The organism is Mangrovibacter phragmitis, from assembly GCF_040429585.1.
GTDB lineage: Bacteria > Pseudomonadota > Gammaproteobacteria > Enterobacterales > Enterobacteriaceae > Mangrovibacter > Mangrovibacter phragmitis.
Window position 1 is genome coordinate 4,523,210 of record NZ_CP134782.1, and the last position, 21,204, is coordinate 4,544,413.

The window sequence follows — 21,204 nt, forward strand, 5'->3', positions numbered from 1 at the left end:
TCAACCACTCAATAAATAAGAGGTTTATGTAATGAGCACATTTACAACTAAAGATGGTACTCAGATTTACTTCAAAGATTGGGGCACCGGCAAGCCAGTGCTCTTCAGCCACGGGTGGCCTCTTGATGCGGATATGTGGGACAGCCAAATGAACTTTCTGGCAGAACAGGGCTACCGCGTTATTGCTTTTGATCGCCGGGGATTTGGCCGCTCGGACCAGCCCTGGAATGGGTATGACTATGACACATTTGCCTCTGACATTAATGATCTGATTAATCATCTTGATCTCAACGAGATTACATTAGTCGGGTTTTCAATGGGTGGTGGCGATGTAACGCGTTATATCGGCAATTATGGGACATCCCGTGTTGCAGCACTGGTGCTACTGGGAGCCGTCACCCCAATATTTGGTAAAGCTGAAGACTACCCGCAAGGTGTGGATTTATCTGTTTTTGCTGGTATTCGTGATGGGCTACGCAAAGACAGGGCTCAATTTATTCGTGATTTTGCTTCACCTTTTTATGGCACTAATGCTGGGCAGCAGGTGTCTGAAGGTGTCATGCACCAGACGCTCAATATTGCCCTGCTGGCATCGCTTAAGGGCACGCTTGATTGTGTTACGGCATTTGCAGAAACAGATTTCCGTGCTGATATAGCTAAAGTGGATGTTCCAACATTAGTTATTCATGGCAGCAATGACCAGGTGGTTCCTTTCGAGACGACGGGCAGGTTATCTGCAGAAATGATCCGGGGTTCAGAGCTCAAAGTATATGACAATGCCCCACATGGCTTTGCCGTTACCCACCAGGAACAACTGAATCAGGATTTGCTGGCATTTTTGCAGCGTTAATTCCACTGAACTAAATACCCCAGAAGCAAAAGCTGCTTTTGCTTCTGGGGTATAAATAAAAGTAATTAATTACAGATTGACGAATTTATGCAAAACACGCACTAACTGAGTCACAAAGCCGTATTCATTGTCATACCATGAGACCGTTTTCACTAACTGGATCCCCCCGGCTTCACTTATTTCCGTTTGCGTAGAATCAAAAACAGATCCAAAAGGTAAACCGACCACATCGGAAGAAACGATAGGATCGTCGGTATACTTAAACGACTCGTTATTTTCACAAGCGCTTTTTACAGCGGCGTTTATCTCGTCTACAGTAACTTGCTTTTCCAGAACAGATACCAGCTCTGTTACCGAACCTGTTTTTACTGGTACACGTTGCGCGTGCCCCTTGAGCTTGCCAGACAGCGACGGGATAACCAGCCCAATCGCTTTGGCAGCCCCAGTGGTGTGAGGAATGATATTTTCAGCAGCAGCCCGGGATGCCCGATAATCTTTACTACGTGGGCCATCAACCAGTGCCTGGGTTCCGGTATAGGCATGCACAGTGGTCATGGTGCCAACTTTAATGCCAAAGTTATCATTGATAACTTTAGCCATAGGTGCCAAACAATTGGTAGTGCAGGATGCAACAGAAATAATGCGGTCCTGAGCGGTAAGCGTGTCATCGTTAACGTTAAACACTATCGTTTTCATCTCACCTGCGGGTGCAGAGATAAGCACTTTTTTAGCGCCCGCATCAAGGTGAGACTGAGCTTTCTGCTCAGAAGTATAAAACCCTGTACACTCAATCACTACATCAACACCTAAATCTCCCCAGGGAATATTTTTCGCCTCTTTCTCGGCAAAAACCTTTATATGGTGGTTGCCAACCACCAGGCTTTCACCATCAGCACTCACCGGTACAGGAAAAGCACCGTAGTTAGAGTCATACTTCAGTAAATAAGCCAGCATATCCGGTGAAGTCAGGTCATTAATCGCAACAACAGTGACATCTTCATTTTGTTCAATGAGGCGGCGCAGAACTAACCGGCCAATACGCCCAAAACCATTGATACCAATTTTTTTCATGACAGAAACTCCAGGTAAAAGTAAGCAGGTATTAGCGACAGACAGAGAGATAGCATCCATATCTTCACTGCCAGTCATCCCTTACTGGTCTAATGAAAAATATCAGCCTGGGTGCTGGACTAAGATGAATATTCAGATGCCGGAACCCTTCCATTTTCTCCGGGAGAAAAGAGCGTTCCCATTGCCGTGACAGCAAGACTTAGCCAGAGCCAGCTGACTGTTTTATTTGTTCAGGATCACTATCAATGATGCATATGCCAAAAGATAGTTATACAAATGGATAGGTATACAATGAGATAATTGTTTTTTCTGTATCACTATTATCTTATTCTTTTTTCAGTATTTTCGGAGAATGTGTTCCGCGTCTGAAGTTTTATCCGTTGTACTCTCTACCGGGGAGGTTAAGGCTGGGGCTGACGACTTCAGTGACCATGCTATATACCGTTATTAAAGCAACATGAAATATACGATTATGATGTCCAAAACCAGCAGTAGTTGCAAAGTGAAACTTTCTGTCCACCTTGAACTTCAATAGCGAATAACGCTCAGGAAAGCCAGGCGGTCATATTAATAGCTAAACTTCATTTAACCAGTCATATGGTGACTTAACAGCCAATATAAGCACACTAACACCCCTAAGATAAAAATCATTAACTAACCGCGATTAACAATAAAAATTTAGCTTTGGATAATTTAAAAAACCAATTAGCCACTCGAAAAAGAATAACAAAATAAAATAACCTGTCGCTCAGAAAAATTTCTCATATCGCAAAAAACAGATTAAAGATATCGCCATTCCAACCGTTATACATAGGGTACTCCTGGATTCAGGGAATAACTTTACTGGCAAGGTTGATAATAAAAATCATTCTGTCATTTATATAGGGAAAGTAACAAGTGAAAAACAATCTGTTAATAACTGGCGTATTGTCTTTAGCTTTTCTGACTGGTTGCGCAGGGAATCTTCATCCACATGCAGTACAAGCGGCTAACGGTAGTTCAGTGCAAGTAGCGACTATTTTTGCGCCAACGGAATTGAACAATAACCGCTACGCAGATACCGCATTGCGTGAAGTAACCCCGGCACACGCGGGCACCGGAATGGGAATAGCAATAGCAAGCGCCATATTGGGTGGCGGAATCAGCACCAACTCTTTCGATAAACACAACTACAAAGGCACTACCATCGATTCGCTCCCGGAGCCCACATCCCATTACTTTGGCCCGAAAGCCGAAAACAAAATTCGGGACTGGCTGGCAAAAAATGGCAACGGTTATACCTGGACCCAGCCACTGTTTATTGCCGCATCTGAGTGGTCGCTGGTATACACCAATTTATCTGCCAATGACAGTAACTACGATTTAACCTACCGGGTTAAGTTCTATAAACGCCCGGAAGGTGGCAATATGTTCAGCAATTACGTGATATCCGAATGTGAGCCAACACATGTCACTGCGCCTTTGAACGACTGGCAGGCAAACAATTACGCCAAAGTTACCCAGGAAACAGAGAAAATGATGGATTTCTGCCTGCTTGAGCTGGAAAGCCAACTACCACGCCTGTTAGCAAAATGATGACTGATGTCGTTAGCATTTTTTCGCACAGAGCCTAAAGTAGACAGTATCCCGCCCCACCAGTATTTCTGGGTAGAATAAAAAAAGTGTTGGCAGATGAGTTCTGCCAACACTACATAATGCCATTAAAATATAATTCATATCATAATCCACTGAACCTCAGGCCACTATGACATTACTCACCTGAGTATATAATAACTATAAGATGCCAGAAAAGTATTTCAGGCACCAGATACACAGATTACTATTCAGCACCTGACAATATATTCCCCATACCATAAAACCACTCAAGTTCAATTGGAATTAATCAACATTTATTGGATTCACCGAATTTTCTCTCTGAGATTTTCTAACACAAATAAAACCAAAAAAAATTAAATTAATTTATTGTAAATCAAGCTAAAGAAGTTTTCTATTCTTACCCAAACCAGGTATATTACCGCTTATTTTTAATAACAAGAAAGGAAAGCTTGTGAAAAAATCATTAAATGAATGGGAAAAAATTGTTGATACCTCAGCTGATTATGATTATTACTTAACGCATTATACTAAAAATCAAAGTGGGAAATGTTTTGGTGCATCATTATATTGGGCTTCTGATATTCTCAGAGAGATAGCCAATGACAGGAAAACCATTGGTTTGATGTTAATGAATCAGCACCAATTTTATAATTTCAGCTCGCACATCCACGCTATATATAGTGAGATGCATGCCAGACTTGAAGATAATTCCAGCAAGTTGATCGTGGAGGTATTAAATAACCAGGAAAACTTTCTATCTACAAGATCAAATTACAAGCTAAATTACTCAGTAATCAATGGCGAAACAACGAAACGCAAAATAGACGCTATGATAAAGAATGTACCATCGTGTAGAAACACTGCTATTATTTTCAGTATGAGCATTACATCCAGAGTTAAGCTTATATTTAAAAACCAACTATTTCGGCATGCTGTTGCCATTCTTAATCATGAAGGAAGCGTTTATTTTTTTGATGTCAACAATGGAGTTTATAAGTTATCAAACCATCATTTATTTTCACTGCAGGGAATAGCAGATATAATTAAAAAGGGTTTCGACACAACTGAATCTGACTTATGGGAGTTAGATAAAGGCACGAGCCACATTTTTATTCGCCTGGAAACATCGGGAACTATCAATAAAAACATAATGGGCTTTGATTATTTGAGCGAACGTGTGGATTGGGGATATGACTCTGACGACGATATGGAATAACCCCAAATAAAATTATTTTTCCGGCAGCCGAATGACACTTATCAGAAAAGATTCGCTCTCTGCTTCGGTTGCCAACAACCAATAAATGCCTGTCTACCGTTAACATTTGCCGGGGAGATCCCGGTTTTGTAGATAGCGCATTGTTTTCTCAGATTAATTTTATCTGAAGTATCCTGACAGACGAATAATGCTGATTCAGCATTATTCTACCCAGGAACCGGGCTCTGTGATTACAGAAATATTATTGGTCTGTTACTTCATTAGCTTAGCCATACTGCCAAATATCTATATTAAAATGGTGACAATCACCTTGTGGTAAAAATATAAAAATGAGCATGGTAAATGACTCAGAGAGCCTGTGGAAAAGGGCCAGATAATCTGTTGCGCGGAACTGAGTGGTTCCAGGCGACAACCCCGCTGCCGCAATGATTATAACCCGGCCTCCCGGCCCAGACTGACGACCAGCCACTGCCAGCCACGTTGTAAATAACTACGGTGTGCACTTTGTAATACAACTTTTCCGGCCAGTTCACGTTCTGGCGCCTGACGCGCTTCACAGGGTTCCAAACGAACGCGAAAAATGGTGTTTATGGGTACAAGGCGCTGGTTGTTGATTTGCACCGGAATGCTGCCACCATATACCGATGCCAGCAAGGGTTGGTCGAGCGTAGCCTGGTTGAGTCTGTCAATTTTACCGACTTTGCAGCGAATCGCTCTTGTTTCACCACTGTCAGGGACAAAGAACGCGGCATCCCCCGTGTGCAGGGTTGTTGCCGTTTCTTCGTCCACCCACCCTTCGCCACGCACACCTTCTTTACCCAGAACCTGCATCAACTGCTCGCCCTGAGCCACCACGGTGCCAGACTTCAGCGCATCACTTACATCCGCCACGCGCCCGGAGACCATGTGCCCTGAGAGAGGTGCGGTTAGTGTCAACCGCGCTTGTTGACGCAACAAGCTCTCAACTTGCTGTTGTGCTGCTGATTCGAGTTTTTTCAATGCGCCGCCCTGTTCATCAAGTGCCTGAGAAAAGGGCTGCTGAGCAACCTGCCAGGCCAGATTTGCGGCGATAACTTTGGCCTGGGCTATTTGGTAATTAAGGTTATCTGATGTCAACACAGCCAGTATTTGATCTCTGCTGCTTCTTCCTGCTTTTGAGCTAACCCGGCTTTACCCTCTGGAGTTGCCAGAAATTTACGGGCATGGATCTTACGGTTGTTGCGCTTAGTCGCGTGTCCACTAATGGTGGGGAGGATCAGGAGTGTCTCTGATAGCAAAGAGTGGACAGAATATTTTTTATCACTCTAATATTTTCTTCATACATAACCCTTATAATCATCGACACCGCCATGTTTAACATTCACAGTAACATTCCAGGCATTTTGAAACTGCATAGCTAAAGCAGTACATGAATTACATGTTGCTCTATCTGTAAATAGATTCACATTCCCCTCGGTTGTATAATGTGGAATACCTCTCCTTTGTAAATCTTTGCTAATCGTTTGGCTAAGGTCTTCAAAAACAGCCACTTCTGAATCAAAATCCCTTTCGTGGTGATCAACGAATGTTTGAAAGTGCTGATCATCATAATCCGTGGAGACAACCTGATGAGTTCCAAAACCTCGCTGCGCCGGAGCCCTTAACTTGTGACCGACTTCGTATTTCCCACTACGTCCTGCATAACTGCCTGAGTAATTCAAAGTCAGTGGTCTTCCAGATATAGAAAATCTGACAGTAATATCGTAGTAAAGCGTAGCATAATTACGGTTGCTATCTTCATAATCATCAAGTTTTGGCACGAGATGTGACTGATGGTATCCAGAAATGCCTTGTTGATAACTTACAGAGCTCACTGGTTCCAGGTTTAGATTGGTAGCATGGAAATAGATCAGTTTTTTGTCTAATCCATATTCAAAATAATTTGGTACATTATCCCAGTTAAAGTCACCGTTGTTCAATCGCGTTTGTTCTTCTTCACTTAATGATGAATAATCATTGATGAGTGATGTTCTGATTTTTTCTACATCCCCTCGCGTACGCTTTCCATAATTAGGGTATCCTTGATGGCTATAACGTTCAAGTTGATGTACATAATATACTACTTTGTTTAAAAAACCTTCTACTGTGCCTTTCCTTTGCACTACACTATATCTTGATACAGCATTTCGAACATGCTCTGGAATTAGTTCTAATGAGTTATTTTTAATTGCTCTTAACTGGGTATATTTATCCGAATTACCATATGATTTTTCAACATCTATTGAATAATACGAATTGTTTTCAAAAGTTGGCTTAGAGCTATTCGCAACGTTTTCTTTATCATTATGTTTCTGGATAGAAAAATCGTTACCTGGTTCCTGAGTTTTTCTTTGTGCAACACTTTCCAGGCGATTATCTGCAATGCAAAAACCTTGTCTGTTTACCCCTTTCCGCTGAGAGATAGAATGAATAACCGCCCTGCATTTATTCTGTTTCAGCATCTTGATTTGTTCATACATATCTCAAACCTTTTAGGTTGGTTCTATTCAATGTTCTGCCTTTGAAAAATAAATAACCTTTGCAGTTGACTGATATTTTTCTGAAAGTTAAGTATTTTTATGGCCGGAATAAAACAGCTGTATTCCCTGTCACACACTACCAAACGCTGTGAAAGCATTGTCAATATAATGTCGTCCGGGCAAACAAGATATCCCTTGATCTTTGGCTTCAACCCTGTGGTCGGGCCTGGCACAAAGCCAGACTATTAAAAATGACCACAACCAGCCATAAATTAGCTTAGCATAAGGAGTGCCAGTTGCTAAATCGGTTAACAAAATACACAGACAGCTCAATTCAAAAAAAGTTAAGTCGATCTTTCTGTTAACCGGCCTGGAGAGACCGGTAAGTGTCAAGGTAGTTGGCCCCCGGGTTAATTTAAGTAGCCTGTTTTTGCCGCGCCGGATTCAGTGTTACCGGGCCTTCCGTTTGCCTGTTTCTCGTTCTGCCTGATCATTGTTCGGGATAGGCTTTCTGTGCCATCCGGTACAGGTCATCACGCTGTTTTAGCAGGGCATTATCTTCACCACGGTGACGCTGTCCCGGCGTCACATACCGTATCCCGCTGTGACTGTGCTCTTCGTTGTACCAGTGGGTAAATTTATCCACCCACTCACGCGCTTCACTCAGCGGAGGGAACAGCGACTACAGGGAAAGCAGCACCAGGCCAAATGGAACCAAATCACCTGCTGTCAGGAAGATGCGTTTTGACACGAATACAGCATGAAGGGTTGCATTAAAACGTACAGGGATTCAAGACGTTCGCTTTCATGACCTGCGGCACATCTGGGCAAGCTGGCTGGTTCAGGTGGCCAAATTCAGTAAACCACTTCACCTGAAGACCGGATAGCGCTTCTTGTGGGCCATGAGAGGGGGAAGTACAGAGTCTTTCAAGACTTACAGTCAAGGGGCTTCACTCTGGGAACTTGTTCAGTACGTGGAACAGGTCAATTTTGACGGTATAGCTTGACGGCTTTACGTTTTCATTTTTTGAAATGTGCATAAATAAACGCCAAGACCCTGACAATACTGCGAAAACTGCATAAACAATCACTTTATTAACAGGGTTTATCAGTGTATCAAGACATCTGAATTTTCACCATCAGCCCAGTGATACCAACGGTTGAGGACATTTTACTGTTTCACCATGGGGTACAGAGGGAATCAGACTATCTAACCCCTGATAAATAGCAGCTTATATGATGCATCATTGAACGTTGCTGAAAGCATGGCTAAAATCAAGAAAATTCTTATAAGTGGAATGATGTTGATGGTTAAGAAAATCTCATTGGTGGGCTTGTCAGTACTTGTTCTGGTGTCGCAATCTGCATTTGCGGCTGATTCACAACAATGGTTTCCTATGGCAACAGGCCAGAATGTTAGAATGTCAGCAAAGGGGGATTCATTTCGTAACATTAATGGCTCTTCTTCTTTGTTGGTTCAATATGAAGACACTGAGCATAAAACCGTCGAATATTACAAAGTTTCAGTAAAGAACAGCGACTGTGATAATGGATATGGGAAACTGAACTATTTCGATTTAGATGGTAAGTTCATTACTAAAGTCGATTATGTTTCCTCTGGTCGTAGCGTTGGTGCAGAAGTTGGTGATTTCATTTGCGGTGTAAGAAAGGGATTGAGTCAAAAGTAACGATTCATACAGGGGGGCTAACTTCGTTACCATTACCTCCCTGCTAACCCCCCCTGACTTCTCCCCTTATGCTGGTTCACTTTAGGTATACCCAAACGAGACAGATACAAGCGCAGGCAAGAACAGCACCCAGCATCAACGCAAAGTGCTTTAACAGTGGGGATTCAGGAGTGATTTAGCGTTTAAAGAGAAGAGTAACCCTAACCCACAGCCTCACGGTCAAAACGCGAAACAGGGTCATAAACGCCACAGAGGAAGGCAAATCGATATACAGCCCGCCCAGCCTTCGGCTGGGAGAGGCACACGGGGGAAGTTGAAGCCTTAACCGTCGAGGGAGGCGCAACCGTAAGCGTGCAATTTTTCAAGCCGGGGATTCAGCTATAGGCTAACGGTAGAATGCGGCTTGTAGAAGGTTGTGCGCACATACCCAGTACAACCACATTGCCTCATGCGCACAAGCCCTGAGAGCCGCTTGAGGTGGGGTTGTGGAAGTAAAAGTAACGCCTGCAAGACACATTCTCTACCTCAAATACTCTGGCACATAATCGGCAGGTAACCTCTCTCGGAACCACTGCCATAAGGCGCTAAGTTCAGCAATATCAGACGCAGCCGCCCATTTTCTAACTCCGTTGTCTCTACACGCCAGTGCATCTGATAGAGCGCTATCTACGGCGTCATACAATTGCTCAAAAGAGTATTCCAACACGTTCAGAGTTTCGTATCCCAGCTGGTTCTGTCGTTTCCAGATCAGCTCAAGTCTAGCCTCCTTTGTACCAGGACATGGATCACCGAAGTCCCCGTTGTCCGTTCGCCAATCCATATATGCTTTTTGATGCTTAATCAAAGCTATCTGCGCTAGCTTGGCCTGATTGCTTCTCATGTAATCTGCCTCTTCCAATGCACGCTTTGCTATAGCATCCAACTCATCGTAACTCATTTAGCACCACCTCACAGATATAGCCATCGGTCAGCTCTCGCGGATTCAGCAAACATTATGATAGTCAGCGGCTTCGATACTTGTTTGACAGGGTCAGCGTTTAACCGTTAACAAGACTCACCTTAATTAAAAATTTCGTTATTAGTAATATATAAAAAATAGTTACAGAGTTACTCTGTCAAAATCAAAGCGGTAATCAGATGGGACTCTTTTTACACTGGATATTTTAAGATGCGGATGGGTCGCACTAATTAGTGTAAGAAGGAGTTCTTTATGCATTTTATTCATTCTTCCACCAAGATATATTTCTTTAACACAATCAGGTGAGTACTTCATCAAACCGCTCTCCGATTCTGCTATCAATCTATATTCATTTTCATTTGCCCAAGCCTCATGTTTTGTTTTTAATATAGAAAAAACATCATGAAACTTAGTAAGCGAATCAATTTCTAACGGTGACAAAACATAATTCACATTAAATCCTCTTACAAATCTATTGACTGTAGAATTTAAAGATCCCAACAACTCTTCCAAGCTGAACTTCAAGCAAATCCCATTAAAATCTGACGAATAATGAGACCACATCAATGTGTTTTCTTTGAACTTCTCCTCATCCTCTGGAGAATTCAAGGTGAAACTACATATACCAGTATTATAAAAGGCACCATTATTTATTAGTAAATTACTCGAATTCCCTTTAAATTCAGACGAAAAACAGTACATTTTCTCGAAAGGATCGTTTAAATTTTCAATTTTTGAAAACCATAAAGATGAACTATGAAATGCCGTTATTGTATTAATATTTAGTGGTTGGTATTTATAAATATACTCTGGTAACATCTTCTAACGCTCCAAGACTATTAAATAAAGCGATCCTTATCCCAATAATAGTTGAAATTCATAAGATTGAATCAACCAAAGTAATTACACTTACACCTTGAACTCATTTCGACATACTTTACAAAGCCAACATGGCGAGTAATCTTGACTACCGCCCCAATAGTTTAAATGTATCAGCTTACCTTCGTTCTCTTTACATACCGGACAAAAAGCAGTTTCATCCCCCTCTTTCCAATACAAACTACCATCAAACTTCGGTTCTTGTTTTCCTTCTAACTTAGCCTTTAACCCTCGGATTTCTTCGTCCTTACTTAGCAGAACTGCTTTGAGGCTTACAAATTCACTTTTGACTTCTACAAGGTCATCAAGCAAATCAATTAAAGTATTTCTCATTTCAGCAGCGGTAAGCTCGTTATCACCTTTCTTACGGAGATTGCGAACTAAATCAACCGATTTGTTAACAAGCTCAAGGGTGCCAGAGATAGCAGCAAGAGAAGCAGGATCAGCCATTGTTCTTCCTTAACAGATTATTTGTATTGATTGGAATTATATCAATTTCTGCCATAAGAAGTGGAATCCGACAAGTTTTTGTCCAATCAATCACGATGCCGTCAATTTTCTTGAGGTAAAGCTGTCAATATTCAAGCTCATAAGACCATAAAAGAACCAAAAAGCCCCGTTGGTGGTACAGCAACAAGCGGAGCCTCTGGCGACTTCATCAGGGTTATGTCAGTTAGTGAGGCTTATCAGGATGACCATGTACCCAAGGGGAGCGAGGCCGAACCGCTGGCAGAGCTTGCATATGGTCTGCAAGTACCGTGACCACCATAAACCTGTTTATCCCCTGCGGCGTCTCGCGACGGCGACAGAACGGGGGCATCGGGCTAAAATGCGCTTCACTAAAAGTTTTTGGAATTGTTTAGAGACGGTGGCTACGTCATAGCTTTCAAGTTGAGTCAGTACGTGTTTGACGCTTGGAACTACACGCCGCTATGAGTTAACATCCCAATTACCACTATCAACCACAGCGGCTTTTTCAAGGGACATAAAAGAGCATTTCTTACAGGCAAAAGAGACAGATTTTAATCGTCTAACTAGCTGTATCGTAAGGAATTAGTGAAATGGTGCCGATAATAGGAGTCGAACCTACGACCTTCGCATTACGAATGCGCTGCTCTACCAACTGAGCTATATCGGCACTGCTGGATGTGGTTACGAGCGTAACTCACGGGCTGCAAGGTTAAAACTAACCGGGGGATGCGTCAATAACTCTGTGAATCAAACGGCTATTTTTGCATCACCCCGGTGAGATCACGCACGAATTGTATCGTCGCCGTAACCAATCCACTTATAGGTGGTCAGTGCTTCCAGGCCCATCGGGCCACGGGCATGCAGTTTCTGTGTGCTGACAGCCACTTCCGCTCCCAGGCCAAACTGCCCGCCGTCGGTAAAGCGTGTGGAGGCATTCACATAAACGGCTGAGGAATCCACTTCATTCACGAAACGGTCGGCATTGCGCAATGTGCGCGTCAGAATCGCGTCGGAATGCTGTGTGCCATGCGCACGGATATGGTCGATGGCATCGTCCAGGCCGCTTACCAGCTTCACGTTCAAATCCAGCGACAGGAATTCGTTGTCGTATTCTTCCGCTTTCACAGGTACAACAGTTGCCGGGCCGGACGACAATGCCACCAGCGCAGCCGCGTCGGCATGCAGCGTTACGCCACGCTGTGCCATGACGTTACTCAGTTCTGGCAGGAAACGGTCTGCAATTGCCGTGTGCACCAGCAGCGTTTCAACCGTATTGCAGGTGCTGGGGCGTTGTGTCTTGGCGTTGACAATCACGTTCAGGGCGGGAGCGATATCAGCAGATTCATCGACAAAAATATGGCAGACACCAATTCCGCCGGTGATCACCGGAATAGTCGATTGCTCACGGCACAATTTATGTAAGCCAGCGCCGCCGCGTGGGATCAGCATGTCAATATACTGATCCATGCGCAGCATTTCATTGACCAGGGCACGATCCGGGCTCTCAATGGCCTGCACTGCGCCGGCAGGCAACCCACAGGCTTCAAGTGCAGACTGAATAACCCGCACGGTTGCGGCGTTGGTGCGCCAGGTTTCTTTCCCGCCACGCAGAATAACGGCATTACCGGTTTTCAGGCACAGGGACGCCACATCCACAGTCACGTTAGGGCGGGCTTCATAGATAACGCCCACTACGCCCAGGGGAACACGGCGGCGCTCAATGCGCAGGCCGCTGTCCAGCATTCCGCCATCAATCATCTGCCCCACCGGGTCTGCCAGGCGGCACACCTGGCGAACATCACTGGCAATACCGCTTAACCGCGCAGGGTTGAGTTGCAGGCGGTCCAGCATGGCTTCGCTCAGGCCGTTTTCACGGGCTTCAGCAAGATCCTGTTCATTGGCAGCAAGAATGGTTGCGGCCTGGGCTTCCAGGTTGTCGGCAATCATTTCCAGCGCAGCATTTTTTTCCCGGGCAGATAACTGCGCCAGGCGGTAAGACGCGGCTTTGGCCGCTTTACCCATATCTTCCAGCATCCGGCGTTCCTTATTTGACTATCATATCGTCGCGGTGAACGGCGACAGGACCATACTCATAACCAAGGATGGCGTCGATTTGTTGTGAGTGGTGACCAGCAATACGGCGCAGTGCATCACTGTTATAGCGGCTGACGCCGTGGGCCACATCGCGCCCCTCCAGGCTGCGAATGCGAATAACTTCGCCACGGGAGAAATTGCCGGTCACCTCTTTGATACCTTTAGGCAAAAGCGAGCTGCCACGGGCTTCCAGCGCGTTGAGCGCGCCATCATCAATGATCACTTCACCCGCCGGAGGCGCACCAAAAATCCAGCGTTTGCGGTTTTCCAGCGGCGTATCTAAAGGGTGGAAACGAGTACCAACAGAGATACCTTCCATCACATCGCTGATAACCCCAGGTTTGCTGCCCGCGGCAATTACCACTTCAACACCTGCACGCCCGGCGACATCAGCCGCCTGCAGTTTGGTACTCATGCCACCGGTGCCAAGGCCAGACACGCTGTCTCCGGCAATAGCCCGTAATGTGTCATCAATGCCATGCACTTCTTTAATCAGTTCGGCGGTGGGGTTATTGCGTGGATCTGCGGTAAACAGACCTTGCTGGTCGGTCAGGAGCAGTAATTTATCTGCGCCTGCAAGAATCGCGGCCAGTGCCGATAAATTGTCGTTATCGCCCACTTTTATTTCCGATGTGACAACAGCGTCGTTTTCGTTGATAACCGGCACAATGCGGTTATCCAGCAACGCACGCAGTGTGTCACGCGCATTCAGGAAACGCTCGCGGTCTTCCATGTCAGCTCGGGTCAACAGCATCTGCCCTACATGAATACCGTAAATGGAAAACAACTGTTCCCACAACTGAATCAGCCTGCTCTGGCCCACTGCCGCCAGCAATTGTTTGGACGCAATGGTTGCAGGCAATTCCGGATACCCGAGATGCTCACGCCCTGCCGCAATAGCGCCAGAGGTGACAATCACAATCCGGTGCCCGGCACTGTGTAACTGCGCGCACTGGCGCACTAATTCAACAATATGGGCCCGGTTCAGGCGGCGGGAGCCGCCAGTTAATACACTGGTTCCCAGTTTAACCACCAGTGTCTGGCTATTACTCATGGTGTTCTGCCGTTTCAACAAATAAAAAGAAAAACTGATGACGTTGTAACAGGACTCGCGAGCCTTGCCAACAGGCAGCAGGGAAAACAACGGAAAAAGAGCAAAATGAGGAAAAATACCGGGTAATGTTTACATGTTAATGACAGTAAAAATAAATGACAAAATTTTAGAATTTTTCTGCAAATGTCATAATTCTTTCATCCCATAACGTTAAAAAACTCCCTGTTTTCTCCGGGCTCCTCTTGCCCGCGATTGTCGCGCGTTAAAAAACAAAACAGGAAAGACCAATGAAAAAGAGCACTTTGGCATTAATGATGATGGGTGTAATGACTGCTTCCGCTTCTCACGCAGCAGAGGTTTTCAACAAAGATGGTAATAAACTGGATTTGTACGGCAAAGTGAAAGCTGAACATTACTTCAGCGACGATTCCAGTAAAGACGGCGATCAAACTTACGTGCGTCTGGGCTTCAAAGGTGAAACTCAGATTAACGATCAACTGACTGGTTATGGCCGTTGGGAAGAACAGTTTGCTGGTAACCAACCAGAAAGCACCTCCAGCCAGAAAACACGTCTGGCGTTTGCTGGCCTGAAATTCGCTCAGTATGGCTCGCTGGATTATGGCCGTAACCTGGGTGCGCTGTACGACGTAGAAGCCTGGACCGATATGTTCCCGGAATTCGGCGGTGACTCCTCCGCGAAAAGCGATAACTTTATGACCCAGCGCTCCAGCGGCCTGGCAACTTATCGCAATAACGATTTCTTCGGGATGGTTGATGGTCTGGATTTAACCCTGCAGTACCAGGGTAAAAATGACCGTAGCTCTTACAGCAAAGATAATGGCGATGGTTTCGGCTCTGCACTGACTTATGCCATCGGCGATACTGGCCTGAGTGTTGGCGGTGCGTATACCGTTTCTAACCGCACCCTGTTGCAGAAACAGCAGGTACTGGGTACTGGCGATAAAGCAGAAGCCTGGGCAACTGGCCTGAAATATGACGCCAACAATATTTATCTGGCAGTCATGTATTCTGAAACCCGTAACATGACGCCAATCAGCGGTACGTCAGCCACATTTATGGGTGCAGCGAACAAAACACAGAACTTTGAAGCTGTTGCGCAGTATCAGTTTGACTTCGGCCTGCGTCCATCCATTGGTTATGTTTCCCAGAAAGGGAAAGATATCGAAGGGATTGGCGACCAGGACCTGGTTAACTATGTAGACGTGGGCGCAACGTATTACTTCAATAAGAACATGTCCGCGTTTGTTGATTACAAAATCAACCAGATTGATAAAAACGCGAAAACTACCGCCCTTAAAATCAGCACCGACGACATCGTGGCTGTGGGGATGACTTACCAGTTCTGATGGCATTAAAACAGCCCGCCATAAATATGGCGGGCAGCAATACCACTGCTTCCCCCCAATAGCGCCCTGCTTGCTACTGGGGTTTTTTATGGAGTGAATTCAGGCAGAAAGCTGCACTGGTTTTTCGTCAAAGTCTTCGGCGGGGAGCAGTTTGATATTAAAGGAATCCAGCAGTTTGGTGAGGTTGGCATGGAAAGTGCGCAGTGTTTTCTCAATTTCTTCGTTTGTATTTTTATCTTTAACAGGAGACGGATTCCAAACGCCTTCTTTATCAAACAAGCCAAATTGATAGGAATAGGCAAAGTGTGTCTCAAGCGCCTCTACTTGCATCCACCAGCCCCAGAACTCACGTTTTTCGGGAGCGGGCTTCACGTTAACGCACACCGCCAGGCAATCAAAAAAGAAACGGTTCTCGTCACACTGTTCTTCACGCAAATACGGGCCAAGGGCAGCAAATTTTTTTAGCAACCGGCCCCGTGGGTGTCCACCTGGTAACGTCATTTTGGTCTCCTTTAGTCGTTTAAATGTTTTACCAAATAAACAGAATTTATCAATCCTTTAACCCAGACGTTTGCTGATCCAGTCGACAATATCATTCAGTGCCTTATCAAAGTTGCGATAAACCGGGTTAAAAGGTATTGCGAGCAACTTACCATCTGAAGATGACGACGCGATTAAACGCGAGTCTTCCTCCGGGCTGAACGGGTCATTATCCCAGTAGCCGGAAAGCATTGGCGTGGGGCAGCGGCGCCCAAGTAAACCCTGCGTTTTCAGTGAGTAGCGATTTAACTCTGTGCTTAAAATAGAATTGGTGGCATTCATCATACCCAGGCGGCTGGCTAACACGTCAATATACATATCCGGAATATTGCGCTGGCGCTGAGGAGTGCTCAGCAGGCTGTGTACCACCGGTCCCAGGCAGGCCACAGCTTTCAGACGCGGGCTTTCCAGGTAGGCCAGGCGCACAGCCACATTGGCACCAAAACGGAAACCAAATGCAGCAACCCGGGTGTGATCAACCCAGGGAATATTGGTGAGGTGCTGCAAAACATGCTGGTGAAGCTGGCTGGAATCCTGGTTCAGTTTCCATTTAGATGAGAAACCAATCGAGGGCATATCAATCGTCAACATCGCAATACCGCGCGGAGCGAAGTAACGGGAGAAAAGTTGATAGTAATCACTTTGCAGTGAATCCAGCCCGCCGCACATCAGAATTGTCGGCCAGGGGCCTTCACCTTCAGGCATATGCAAAAAGCCAGTTATCGGGCTGCCGCCCGGGATCCGAAATTCAAGCTGGCGTAATTCACCGTGCAGACGCAGAGTGGCTTCTTCGTAAGCCCGGTTAGCCAGGGTTTGCGCCTGTTCTGCCAGCTCGTCTCCCTTGAGGTGAGGATAAGCGGCAATGCTGTACAGATTTGCGGCTTTGAGCCAGAGTTTGCCTGACTGCGCGTTATTCTCTTCCTGAGTCGCCTGTTGTTGCCAGGACATCGCCTGGCGGGACCATTCGTAAATCCAGTTCCCACTGCGGTAACCAATAACGGTGTCTATCCAGTCATCTCTGGTGCGCTCAGCATCACAGACGGCGATACGGGCCTGCACTTCAATGATTTCTCGCGGGTCCACACCACGCCAAATCCACATCAGTCGGTTTATCATGCGGTACCAGTGAGGCACCGTCGACCCATCCAGAGTGGACTCAACCATGGGGGGTTTATCATTACGAGGACGTTGCACCAGAGTGGAAGTTTCCGGGTGCTTAAAACGGGGCTTAAATAACGAAACGCTGAGGTTTTCCTCTGACATAATGACGGCCTCCATGAACAGGTCATGTTGCCTATTGTATCTTGTCAGGCGCTAAAAAAAACAAACGCCCGACAAACGGGCGCGTGTTTTTACCAAACTGATGAGGCTGAATTAACGGCCAGCTAACGGCGGTACGAAGACAACGCCCATATCCCACGGCTGTTCAATCCAGGTATTTTGTGGAATATCAATTTCATAATCATCAACCAGCGGTTTGCCCGCAGGTTTGGCAAAAATAGTAACAAAATGTGCTTTCGGGTACATTTCGCGAATCGCAACCGCAGTGCCACCGGTATCAACCAGGTCGTCGATAACGATGAAGCCTTCGCCATCGCCTTCTGCGCGTTTCAGTACTTTCATTTCACGCTGGTTGTCATGGTCATAACTGGAGATACACACGGTATCAACATGGCGAATGCCCAGTTCACGGGCCAGCAGCGCACCAGGCACCAGGCCCCCACGGCTCACAGCAATAATGCCTTTCCACTGTTCAGCAGGCAGCAGGCGGCTTGCCAGTTTCCGTGCGTGAATCTGCAGCATGTCCCAGGTGACAACGTATTTTTCGCTCATGTGAATGTCCCGGCCAGTAAAAACGGCTTAAAAAGTGTTCAGGGGAAAATTGGGTTGCGCGAGATTATAGAGATCTGACGCACTAAAAACCAGTGTTGCGCAAAGCTGCGCAGTTTTTTGTGCCCGGAAACACCCCCACCCGGATAATATAATGGTATTCTCACGCCAACGTGCAAGGATCGGTTACCCGCAAGTTACCGGTTCTTTTTATTTGCTTAACCCGGGCTGCCAGCACTGACTGGCAACTCGCTGTCAAGGAGACTCGTCGTGTCTGAACTGTCCCAGTTATCTCCCCAACCTTTGTGGAATATTTTCGCGAAAATTTGTTCTATCCCTCACCCTTCTTATCATGAAGAACAGTTGGCTGAACACATCCTGTCCTGGGCAAAAGACAAAGGCCTGCACGCAGAGCGTGATCAGGTTGGGAATATTTTGTTGCGTAAACCTGCCACCAAAGGTATGGAAAACCGCAAGCCTGTTGCATTACAGGCTCATCTGGATATGGTGCCGCAGAAAAACAACGACACCGTTCATGATTTCACTAAAGACCCGATTCAGCCCTGGATTGATGGCGAATGGGTAAAAGCCCGTGGCACTACGCTCGGGGCGGATAACGGTATCGGTATGGCTTCAGCTCTGGCGGTTCTGGCTGACGACAGCGTTGAGCACGGCCCGCTGGAAGTGCTGCTGACCATGACAGAAGAAGCCGGTATGGATGGCGCCTTTGGTCTGCAATCTGGCTGGTTGCAGGCTGATATTCTGATCAACACCGATTCCGAAGAAGAAGGCGAGATTTATATGGGTTGCGCCGGTGGGATTGATTTTATCACCACGCTGCCATTAAGCCGTGAAGCCATTCCTGCTGGCTATCAGGCGTTTAATCTGGTGCTTAAAGGTCTGAAAGGCGGCCACTCCGGTGGTGAGATCCATGTGGGGTTGGGTAACGCAAACAAATTGCTGGCGCGCTTCCTGAGCGATAACGCACGTAATCTGGGGCTTCGCCTGGTGGAGTTCAGCGGCGGCACGTTGCGCAACGCTATCCCGCGTGAAGCTTTCTCCGTCGTTGCGGTTGCAGAAGAGCAGGTGGCGGCATTCAAACAACAGGTTGAGTCTTACCTTGCCACACTGAAAAATGAGCTGGCTGCTGTTGAGAAAAACCTCACTATTCTGCTTGAGCCGGTTACCACGACTAACGCCGCTCTCACTCGTGAAAGCCAGGACAAGTTCATCAGCCTGCTGAATGCCACACCGAATGGTGTTATCCGCAATTCAGATGCCGTTAAAGGCGTGGTTGAAACCTCCCTGAATGTCGGTGTCGTTACGATGGAGCAGAATAAAGCAGAAATTATTTGCCTGATTCGCTCACTGATCGACAGCGGGAAAGATTACGTTGTCAGCATGCTGACTTCCCTGGGCGAATTAGCCGGCGCAGATGTTGTCGCCAAAGGTAGTTACCCTGGCTGGCAGCCAGATGCCAATTCACCGGTGATGCATCTGGTGCGGGAAACTTACCAGCGCCTGTTCAACAAAACGCCAAATATCATGGTGATTCACGCAGGCCTGGAATGCGGGTTGTTCAAAAAACCTTACCCGGACATGGACATGGTTTCTATTGGGCCAACCATCACCGGGCCACACTCACCCGATGAGCAAGTACATATCGAAAGTGTAGGCCAGTACTGGGTGCTGCTGACCGAGTTGCTGAAATCAATCCCGGCTAAATAAACCCTCAACGCCCTGCTAACACAGGGCGTTCAGATTGATGAAAAAGAAGGAAAAAGCGTGGTTTTTCCTTCTTTTTGGTTAGCAGCCGAAAATCAATGAATTGATTTTCCTGGTTTTTATTGGGTGACATCCTCTCGTTCTGTGCGGACATGAGGTGAGTTATCAGACTCAACGCCCTGCTAACACAGGGCGTTTTTTGTGCCATAGCCAACCAACTTTACCGGCATGGTGTTCTGATGCTGAAGAAGTTACAGCCCCAGTACTAACTGGCGTTCCAGTTGCGGGTCCAGTAATGTTACATGCAACCCCACCAGCCGTACTCCCCGCCCACCACGGCGGCTTTCCCAGGTTTTGCGCGCGGTATCCAGTAAGTCTGTTTTATTCAGGCTCGGCCAGATATGTTCCTGAGTGGTTAACTGAAAATCATCAAACTTCAGTTTGATGCCCTGGCGGGCTATGCGCAGGTCAGGTTTTACTTTTGCCAGACGGCGTTCCAGTTCAGGATAGAGCTGTTCAATAATGTCAGCACAGGCCTGCCAGTCATGAATATCTTCTGCCAGCGTGCGCTCCACACCTACCGATTTACGCTGCCTGTCGTTACTGATGGCGCGCTCATCAATTCCGTGGCTGCGTTCCCACAAAACCCGGCCGAACTTCCCAAAACGGCGTAACAGTAGTGCAAGGTCACTCTGCTGAACGTCCGCACAGGTGAGTAAGCCCATACTTTCCAGTTTCCCGGCAGTAACTTTACCCACGCCGGGGATTTTCCCCAGCTTAAGGGTTGCGAGGAATTCAGGTACCTGCCGGGGAGTTATCACATACTGCCCATTGGGTTTATTGAGGTCTGAGGCTATTTTTGCCAGAAATTTAACCGGAGCCACACCAGCAGAAGCGGTTAGCTGAAGCTCATTAAAAATCGTCTGGCGGATTTCCTGAGCAATCAAGGTTGCTGACCCCTGGCAGAGGGTGCTGTCCGTCACATCCAGATAGGCTTCATCTAATGAAAGGGGTTCTATGAGGCTGGTATAACGAGAGAAAATCGACTGAATATGCCGTGATGCTTCTTTATACGCCTCAAAACGCCCGGGTAATAATGTAAGTTGGGGGCACAGCTTCAGTGCGGTAGCCGTTGGCATAGCACTACGCACACCGAATTTACGCGCAACGTAATTCGCGGTGCTGATAACGCCACGTCTTTCCCGGCTGCCCCCTATTGCCAGGGGAATATCGCGCAGTGCCGGGTTATCGCGCATTTCGACGGCTGCAAAAAAGCAGTCCATATCGACATGTATTATTTTACGCATTCCCCCTCCAATCACTGTGTAAATATACAGCATGTTTATTGGCAGTGAGAAGTGTAATAG

Annotated in this window: 20 protein-coding genes, 1 tRNA gene and 1 pseudogene; 7 read left to right on the plus strand and 15 right to left on the minus strand. The window is 46.4% G+C overall.

Annotation, left to right across the window (positions count from 1 at the left end; translation table 11 throughout):
• Positions 1–31: 31 nt before the first annotated feature.
• Positions 32–850: an alpha/beta fold hydrolase gene (locus MPHASIOC01_RS21870; RefSeq protein ID WP_064596403.1), complete on the plus strand. Its 819-nt coding sequence runs from the start codon at positions 32–34 to the stop codon at positions 848–850.
• Between the two features lie 69 nt (positions 851–919).
• Here the strand turns inward: MPHASIOC01_RS21870 and gap are convergent, their stop codons facing one another.
• On the minus strand, positions 920–1,921 hold the full coding sequence (gene gap / locus MPHASIOC01_RS21875) for a type I glyceraldehyde-3-phosphate dehydrogenase (RefSeq protein ID WP_064596521.1): 1,002 nt from the start codon (positions 1,919–1,921) through the stop codon (positions 920–922).
• Positions 1,922–2,818: 897 nt separating this feature from the next.
• On the opposite strand from gap, the gene MPHASIOC01_RS21880 reads away from it, so the two are divergent.
• Both MPHASIOC01_RS21880 and MPHASIOC01_RS21885 read left to right on the plus strand, forming a co-directional pair.
• On the plus strand, positions 2,819–3,496 hold the full coding sequence (locus tag MPHASIOC01_RS21880) for a hypothetical protein (protein ID WP_064596405.1): 678 nt from the start codon (positions 2,819–2,821) through the stop codon (positions 3,494–3,496).
• Positions 3,497–3,968: 472 nt separating this feature from the next.
• Positions 3,969–4,733 (plus strand): YopT-type cysteine protease domain-containing protein, encoded by a 765-nt coding sequence (locus MPHASIOC01_RS21885; RefSeq protein WP_353613299.1) that lies wholly within the window; start codon positions 3,969–3,971, stop codon positions 4,731–4,733.
• A gap of 429 nt (positions 4,734–5,162) precedes the next feature.
• On the opposite strand, the gene MPHASIOC01_RS21890 is transcribed toward MPHASIOC01_RS21885, so the two are convergent.
• The 3 genes from MPHASIOC01_RS21890 to MPHASIOC01_RS21900 all read right to left on the minus strand — a co-directional run bounded on the left by MPHASIOC01_RS21890 (position 5,163) and on the right by MPHASIOC01_RS21900 (position 7,877).
• On the minus strand, positions 5,163–5,852 hold the full coding sequence (locus MPHASIOC01_RS21890; RefSeq protein WP_353613300.1) for an HlyD family secretion protein: 690 nt from the start codon (positions 5,850–5,852) through the stop codon (positions 5,163–5,165).
• Positions 5,853–6,049: 197 nt separating this feature from the next.
• Positions 6,050–7,231, minus strand: a complete 1,182-nt coding sequence (locus MPHASIOC01_RS21895) for a deaminase domain-containing protein (protein WP_353613301.1) — start codon at positions 7,229–7,231, stop codon at positions 6,050–6,052.
• A 490-nt stretch (positions 7,232–7,721) separates the two neighbouring features.
• Complete coding sequence (locus MPHASIOC01_RS21900) at positions 7,722–7,877, minus strand: hypothetical protein (protein ID WP_197499264.1); 156 nt, start codon at positions 7,875–7,877, stop codon at positions 7,722–7,724.
• 37 nt (positions 7,878–7,914) lie between these two features.
• Here MPHASIOC01_RS21900 and MPHASIOC01_RS21905 point away from each other — a divergent pair.
• Both MPHASIOC01_RS21905 and MPHASIOC01_RS21910 read left to right on the plus strand, forming a co-directional pair.
• A pseudogene (locus MPHASIOC01_RS21905) lies at positions 7,915–8,076 on the plus strand (integrase); the annotation flags it as partial.
• Positions 8,077–8,496: 420 nt separating this feature from the next.
• Positions 8,497–8,919, plus strand: coding sequence for a hypothetical protein (locus tag MPHASIOC01_RS21910; RefSeq protein ID WP_224225008.1), 423 nt, complete (start codon positions 8,497–8,499; stop codon positions 8,917–8,919).
• 520 nt (positions 8,920–9,439) lie between these two features.
• Here MPHASIOC01_RS21910 and MPHASIOC01_RS21915 read toward each other — a convergent pair.
• The 7 genes from MPHASIOC01_RS21915 to proB all read right to left on the minus strand — a co-directional run bounded on the left by MPHASIOC01_RS21915 (position 9,440) and on the right by proB (position 14,375).
• A complete protein-coding gene (locus MPHASIOC01_RS21915) occupies positions 9,440–9,856 on the minus strand; it encodes a hypothetical protein (protein WP_353613302.1) in 417 nt (138 codons plus the stop codon).
• An 11-nt stretch (positions 9,857–9,867) separates the two neighbouring features.
• Positions 9,868–9,924, minus strand: coding sequence for a DUF1493 family protein (locus MPHASIOC01_RS21920; protein ID WP_353614967.1), 57 nt, complete (start codon positions 9,922–9,924; stop codon positions 9,868–9,870).
• 94 nt (positions 9,925–10,018) lie between these two features.
• Positions 10,019–10,696, minus strand: a complete 678-nt coding sequence (locus MPHASIOC01_RS21925) for a DUF2971 domain-containing protein (protein WP_353613303.1) — start codon at positions 10,694–10,696, stop codon at positions 10,019–10,021.
• A 90-nt stretch (positions 10,697–10,786) separates the two neighbouring features.
• Positions 10,787–11,206 carry a hypothetical protein gene (locus MPHASIOC01_RS21930; protein ID WP_353613304.1) on the minus strand — a complete coding sequence of 140 codons (420 nt, stop codon included), beginning with the start codon at positions 11,204–11,206 and terminating at the stop codon, positions 10,787–10,789.
• Between the two features lie 612 nt (positions 11,207–11,818).
• Positions 11,819–11,894, minus strand: a tRNA-Thr gene (locus tag MPHASIOC01_RS21935).
• A 113-nt stretch (positions 11,895–12,007) separates the two neighbouring features.
• The gene (gene proA, locus MPHASIOC01_RS21940; RefSeq protein WP_064596418.1) at positions 12,008–13,261 is read right to left on the minus strand and encodes a glutamate-5-semialdehyde dehydrogenase; all 1,254 of its coding nucleotides are present in this window, start codon (positions 13,259–13,261) and stop codon (positions 12,008–12,010) included.
• Positions 13,262–13,271: 10 nt separating this feature from the next.
• Positions 13,272–14,375, minus strand: a complete 1,104-nt coding sequence (gene proB / locus MPHASIOC01_RS21945) for a glutamate 5-kinase (RefSeq protein WP_353613305.1) — start codon at positions 14,373–14,375, stop codon at positions 13,272–13,274.
• A 287-nt stretch (positions 14,376–14,662) separates the two neighbouring features.
• On the opposite strand from proB, the gene phoE reads away from it, so the two are divergent.
• The gene (gene phoE, locus MPHASIOC01_RS21950) at positions 14,663–15,742 is read left to right on the plus strand and encodes a phosphoporin PhoE (protein ID WP_353613306.1); all 1,080 of its coding nucleotides are present in this window, start codon (positions 14,663–14,665) and stop codon (positions 15,740–15,742) included.
• A gap of 99 nt (positions 15,743–15,841) precedes the next feature.
• On the opposite strand, the gene crl is transcribed toward phoE, so the two are convergent.
• From crl to gpt, 3 genes are all read right to left on the minus strand, one after another.
• Positions 15,842–16,243 carry a sigma factor-binding protein Crl gene (gene crl, locus MPHASIOC01_RS21955; RefSeq protein ID WP_064596425.1) on the minus strand — a complete coding sequence of 134 codons (402 nt, stop codon included), beginning with the start codon at positions 16,241–16,243 and terminating at the stop codon, positions 15,842–15,844.
• Between the two features lie 57 nt (positions 16,244–16,300).
• Positions 16,301–17,545: an esterase FrsA gene (frsA, locus tag MPHASIOC01_RS21960; RefSeq protein WP_064596428.1), complete on the minus strand. Its 1,245-nt coding sequence runs from the start codon at positions 17,543–17,545 to the stop codon at positions 16,301–16,303.
• Between the two features lie 111 nt (positions 17,546–17,656).
• On the minus strand, positions 17,657–18,115 hold the full coding sequence (gene gpt / locus MPHASIOC01_RS21965) for a xanthine phosphoribosyltransferase (protein WP_064596430.1): 459 nt from the start codon (positions 18,113–18,115) through the stop codon (positions 17,657–17,659).
• A 267-nt stretch (positions 18,116–18,382) separates the two neighbouring features.
• Between gpt and pepD the strand changes: the two genes are divergently transcribed.
• Positions 18,383–19,840 (plus strand): beta-Ala-His dipeptidase, encoded by a 1,458-nt coding sequence (gene pepD, locus MPHASIOC01_RS21970; RefSeq protein WP_353613307.1) that lies wholly within the window; start codon positions 18,383–18,385, stop codon positions 19,838–19,840.
• A gap of 248 nt (positions 19,841–20,088) precedes the next feature.
• Here the strand turns inward: pepD and dinB are convergent, their stop codons facing one another.
• On the minus strand, positions 20,089–21,144 hold the full coding sequence (gene dinB, locus MPHASIOC01_RS21975; RefSeq protein WP_064596524.1) for a DNA polymerase IV: 1,056 nt from the start codon (positions 21,142–21,144) through the stop codon (positions 20,089–20,091).
• Between the last annotated feature and the right edge of the window lie 60 nt (positions 21,145–21,204).

What these genes read in the sequence shown, in the direction of transcription:
- gap (WP_064596521.1), bottom strand. Translation starts at nt 1,921, where the DNA reads ATGAAAAAAATTGGTATCAATGGTTTTGGGCGTATTGGCCGGTTAGTT.
- proA (WP_064596418.1), bottom strand. Translation starts at nt 13,261, where the DNA reads ATGCTGGAAGATATGGGTAAAGCGGCCAAAGCCGCGTCTTACCGCCTG.
- frsA (WP_064596428.1), bottom strand. Translation starts at nt 17,545, where the DNA reads ATGTCAGAGGAAAACCTCAGCGTTTCGTTATTTAAGCCCCGTTTTAAG.
- MPHASIOC01_RS21870 (WP_064596403.1), top strand. Translation starts at nt 32, where the DNA reads ATGAGCACATTTACAACTAAAGATGGTACTCAGATTTACTTCAAAGAT.
- MPHASIOC01_RS21915 (WP_353613302.1), bottom strand. Translation starts at nt 9,856, where the DNA reads ATGAGTTACGATGAGTTGGATGCTATAGCAAAGCGTGCATTGGAAGAG.
- MPHASIOC01_RS21925 (WP_353613303.1), bottom strand. Translation starts at nt 10,696, where the DNA reads ATGTTACCAGAGTATATTTATAAATACCAACCACTAAATATTAATACA.
- MPHASIOC01_RS21910 (WP_224225008.1), top strand. Translation starts at nt 8,497, where the DNA reads ATGGCTAAAATCAAGAAAATTCTTATAAGTGGAATGATGTTGATGGTT.
- MPHASIOC01_RS21930 (WP_353613304.1), bottom strand. Translation starts at nt 11,206, where the DNA reads ATGGCTGATCCTGCTTCTCTTGCTGCTATCTCTGGCACCCTTGAGCTT.
- MPHASIOC01_RS21895 (WP_353613301.1), bottom strand. Translation starts at nt 7,231, where the DNA reads ATGTATGAACAAATCAAGATGCTGAAACAGAATAAATGCAGGGCGGTT.
- phoE (WP_353613306.1), top strand. Translation starts at nt 14,663, where the DNA reads ATGAAAAAGAGCACTTTGGCATTAATGATGATGGGTGTAATGACTGCT.
- crl (WP_064596425.1), bottom strand. Translation starts at nt 16,243, where the DNA reads ATGACGTTACCAGGTGGACACCCACGGGGCCGGTTGCTAAAAAAATTT.
- gpt (WP_064596430.1), bottom strand. Translation starts at nt 18,115, where the DNA reads ATGAGCGAAAAATACGTTGTCACCTGGGACATGCTGCAGATTCACGCA.
- proB (WP_353613305.1), bottom strand. Translation starts at nt 14,375, where the DNA reads ATGAGTAATAGCCAGACACTGGTGGTTAAACTGGGAACCAGTGTATTA.
- dinB (WP_064596524.1), bottom strand. Translation starts at nt 21,144, where the DNA reads ATGCGTAAAATAATACATGTCGATATGGACTGCTTTTTTGCAGCCGTC.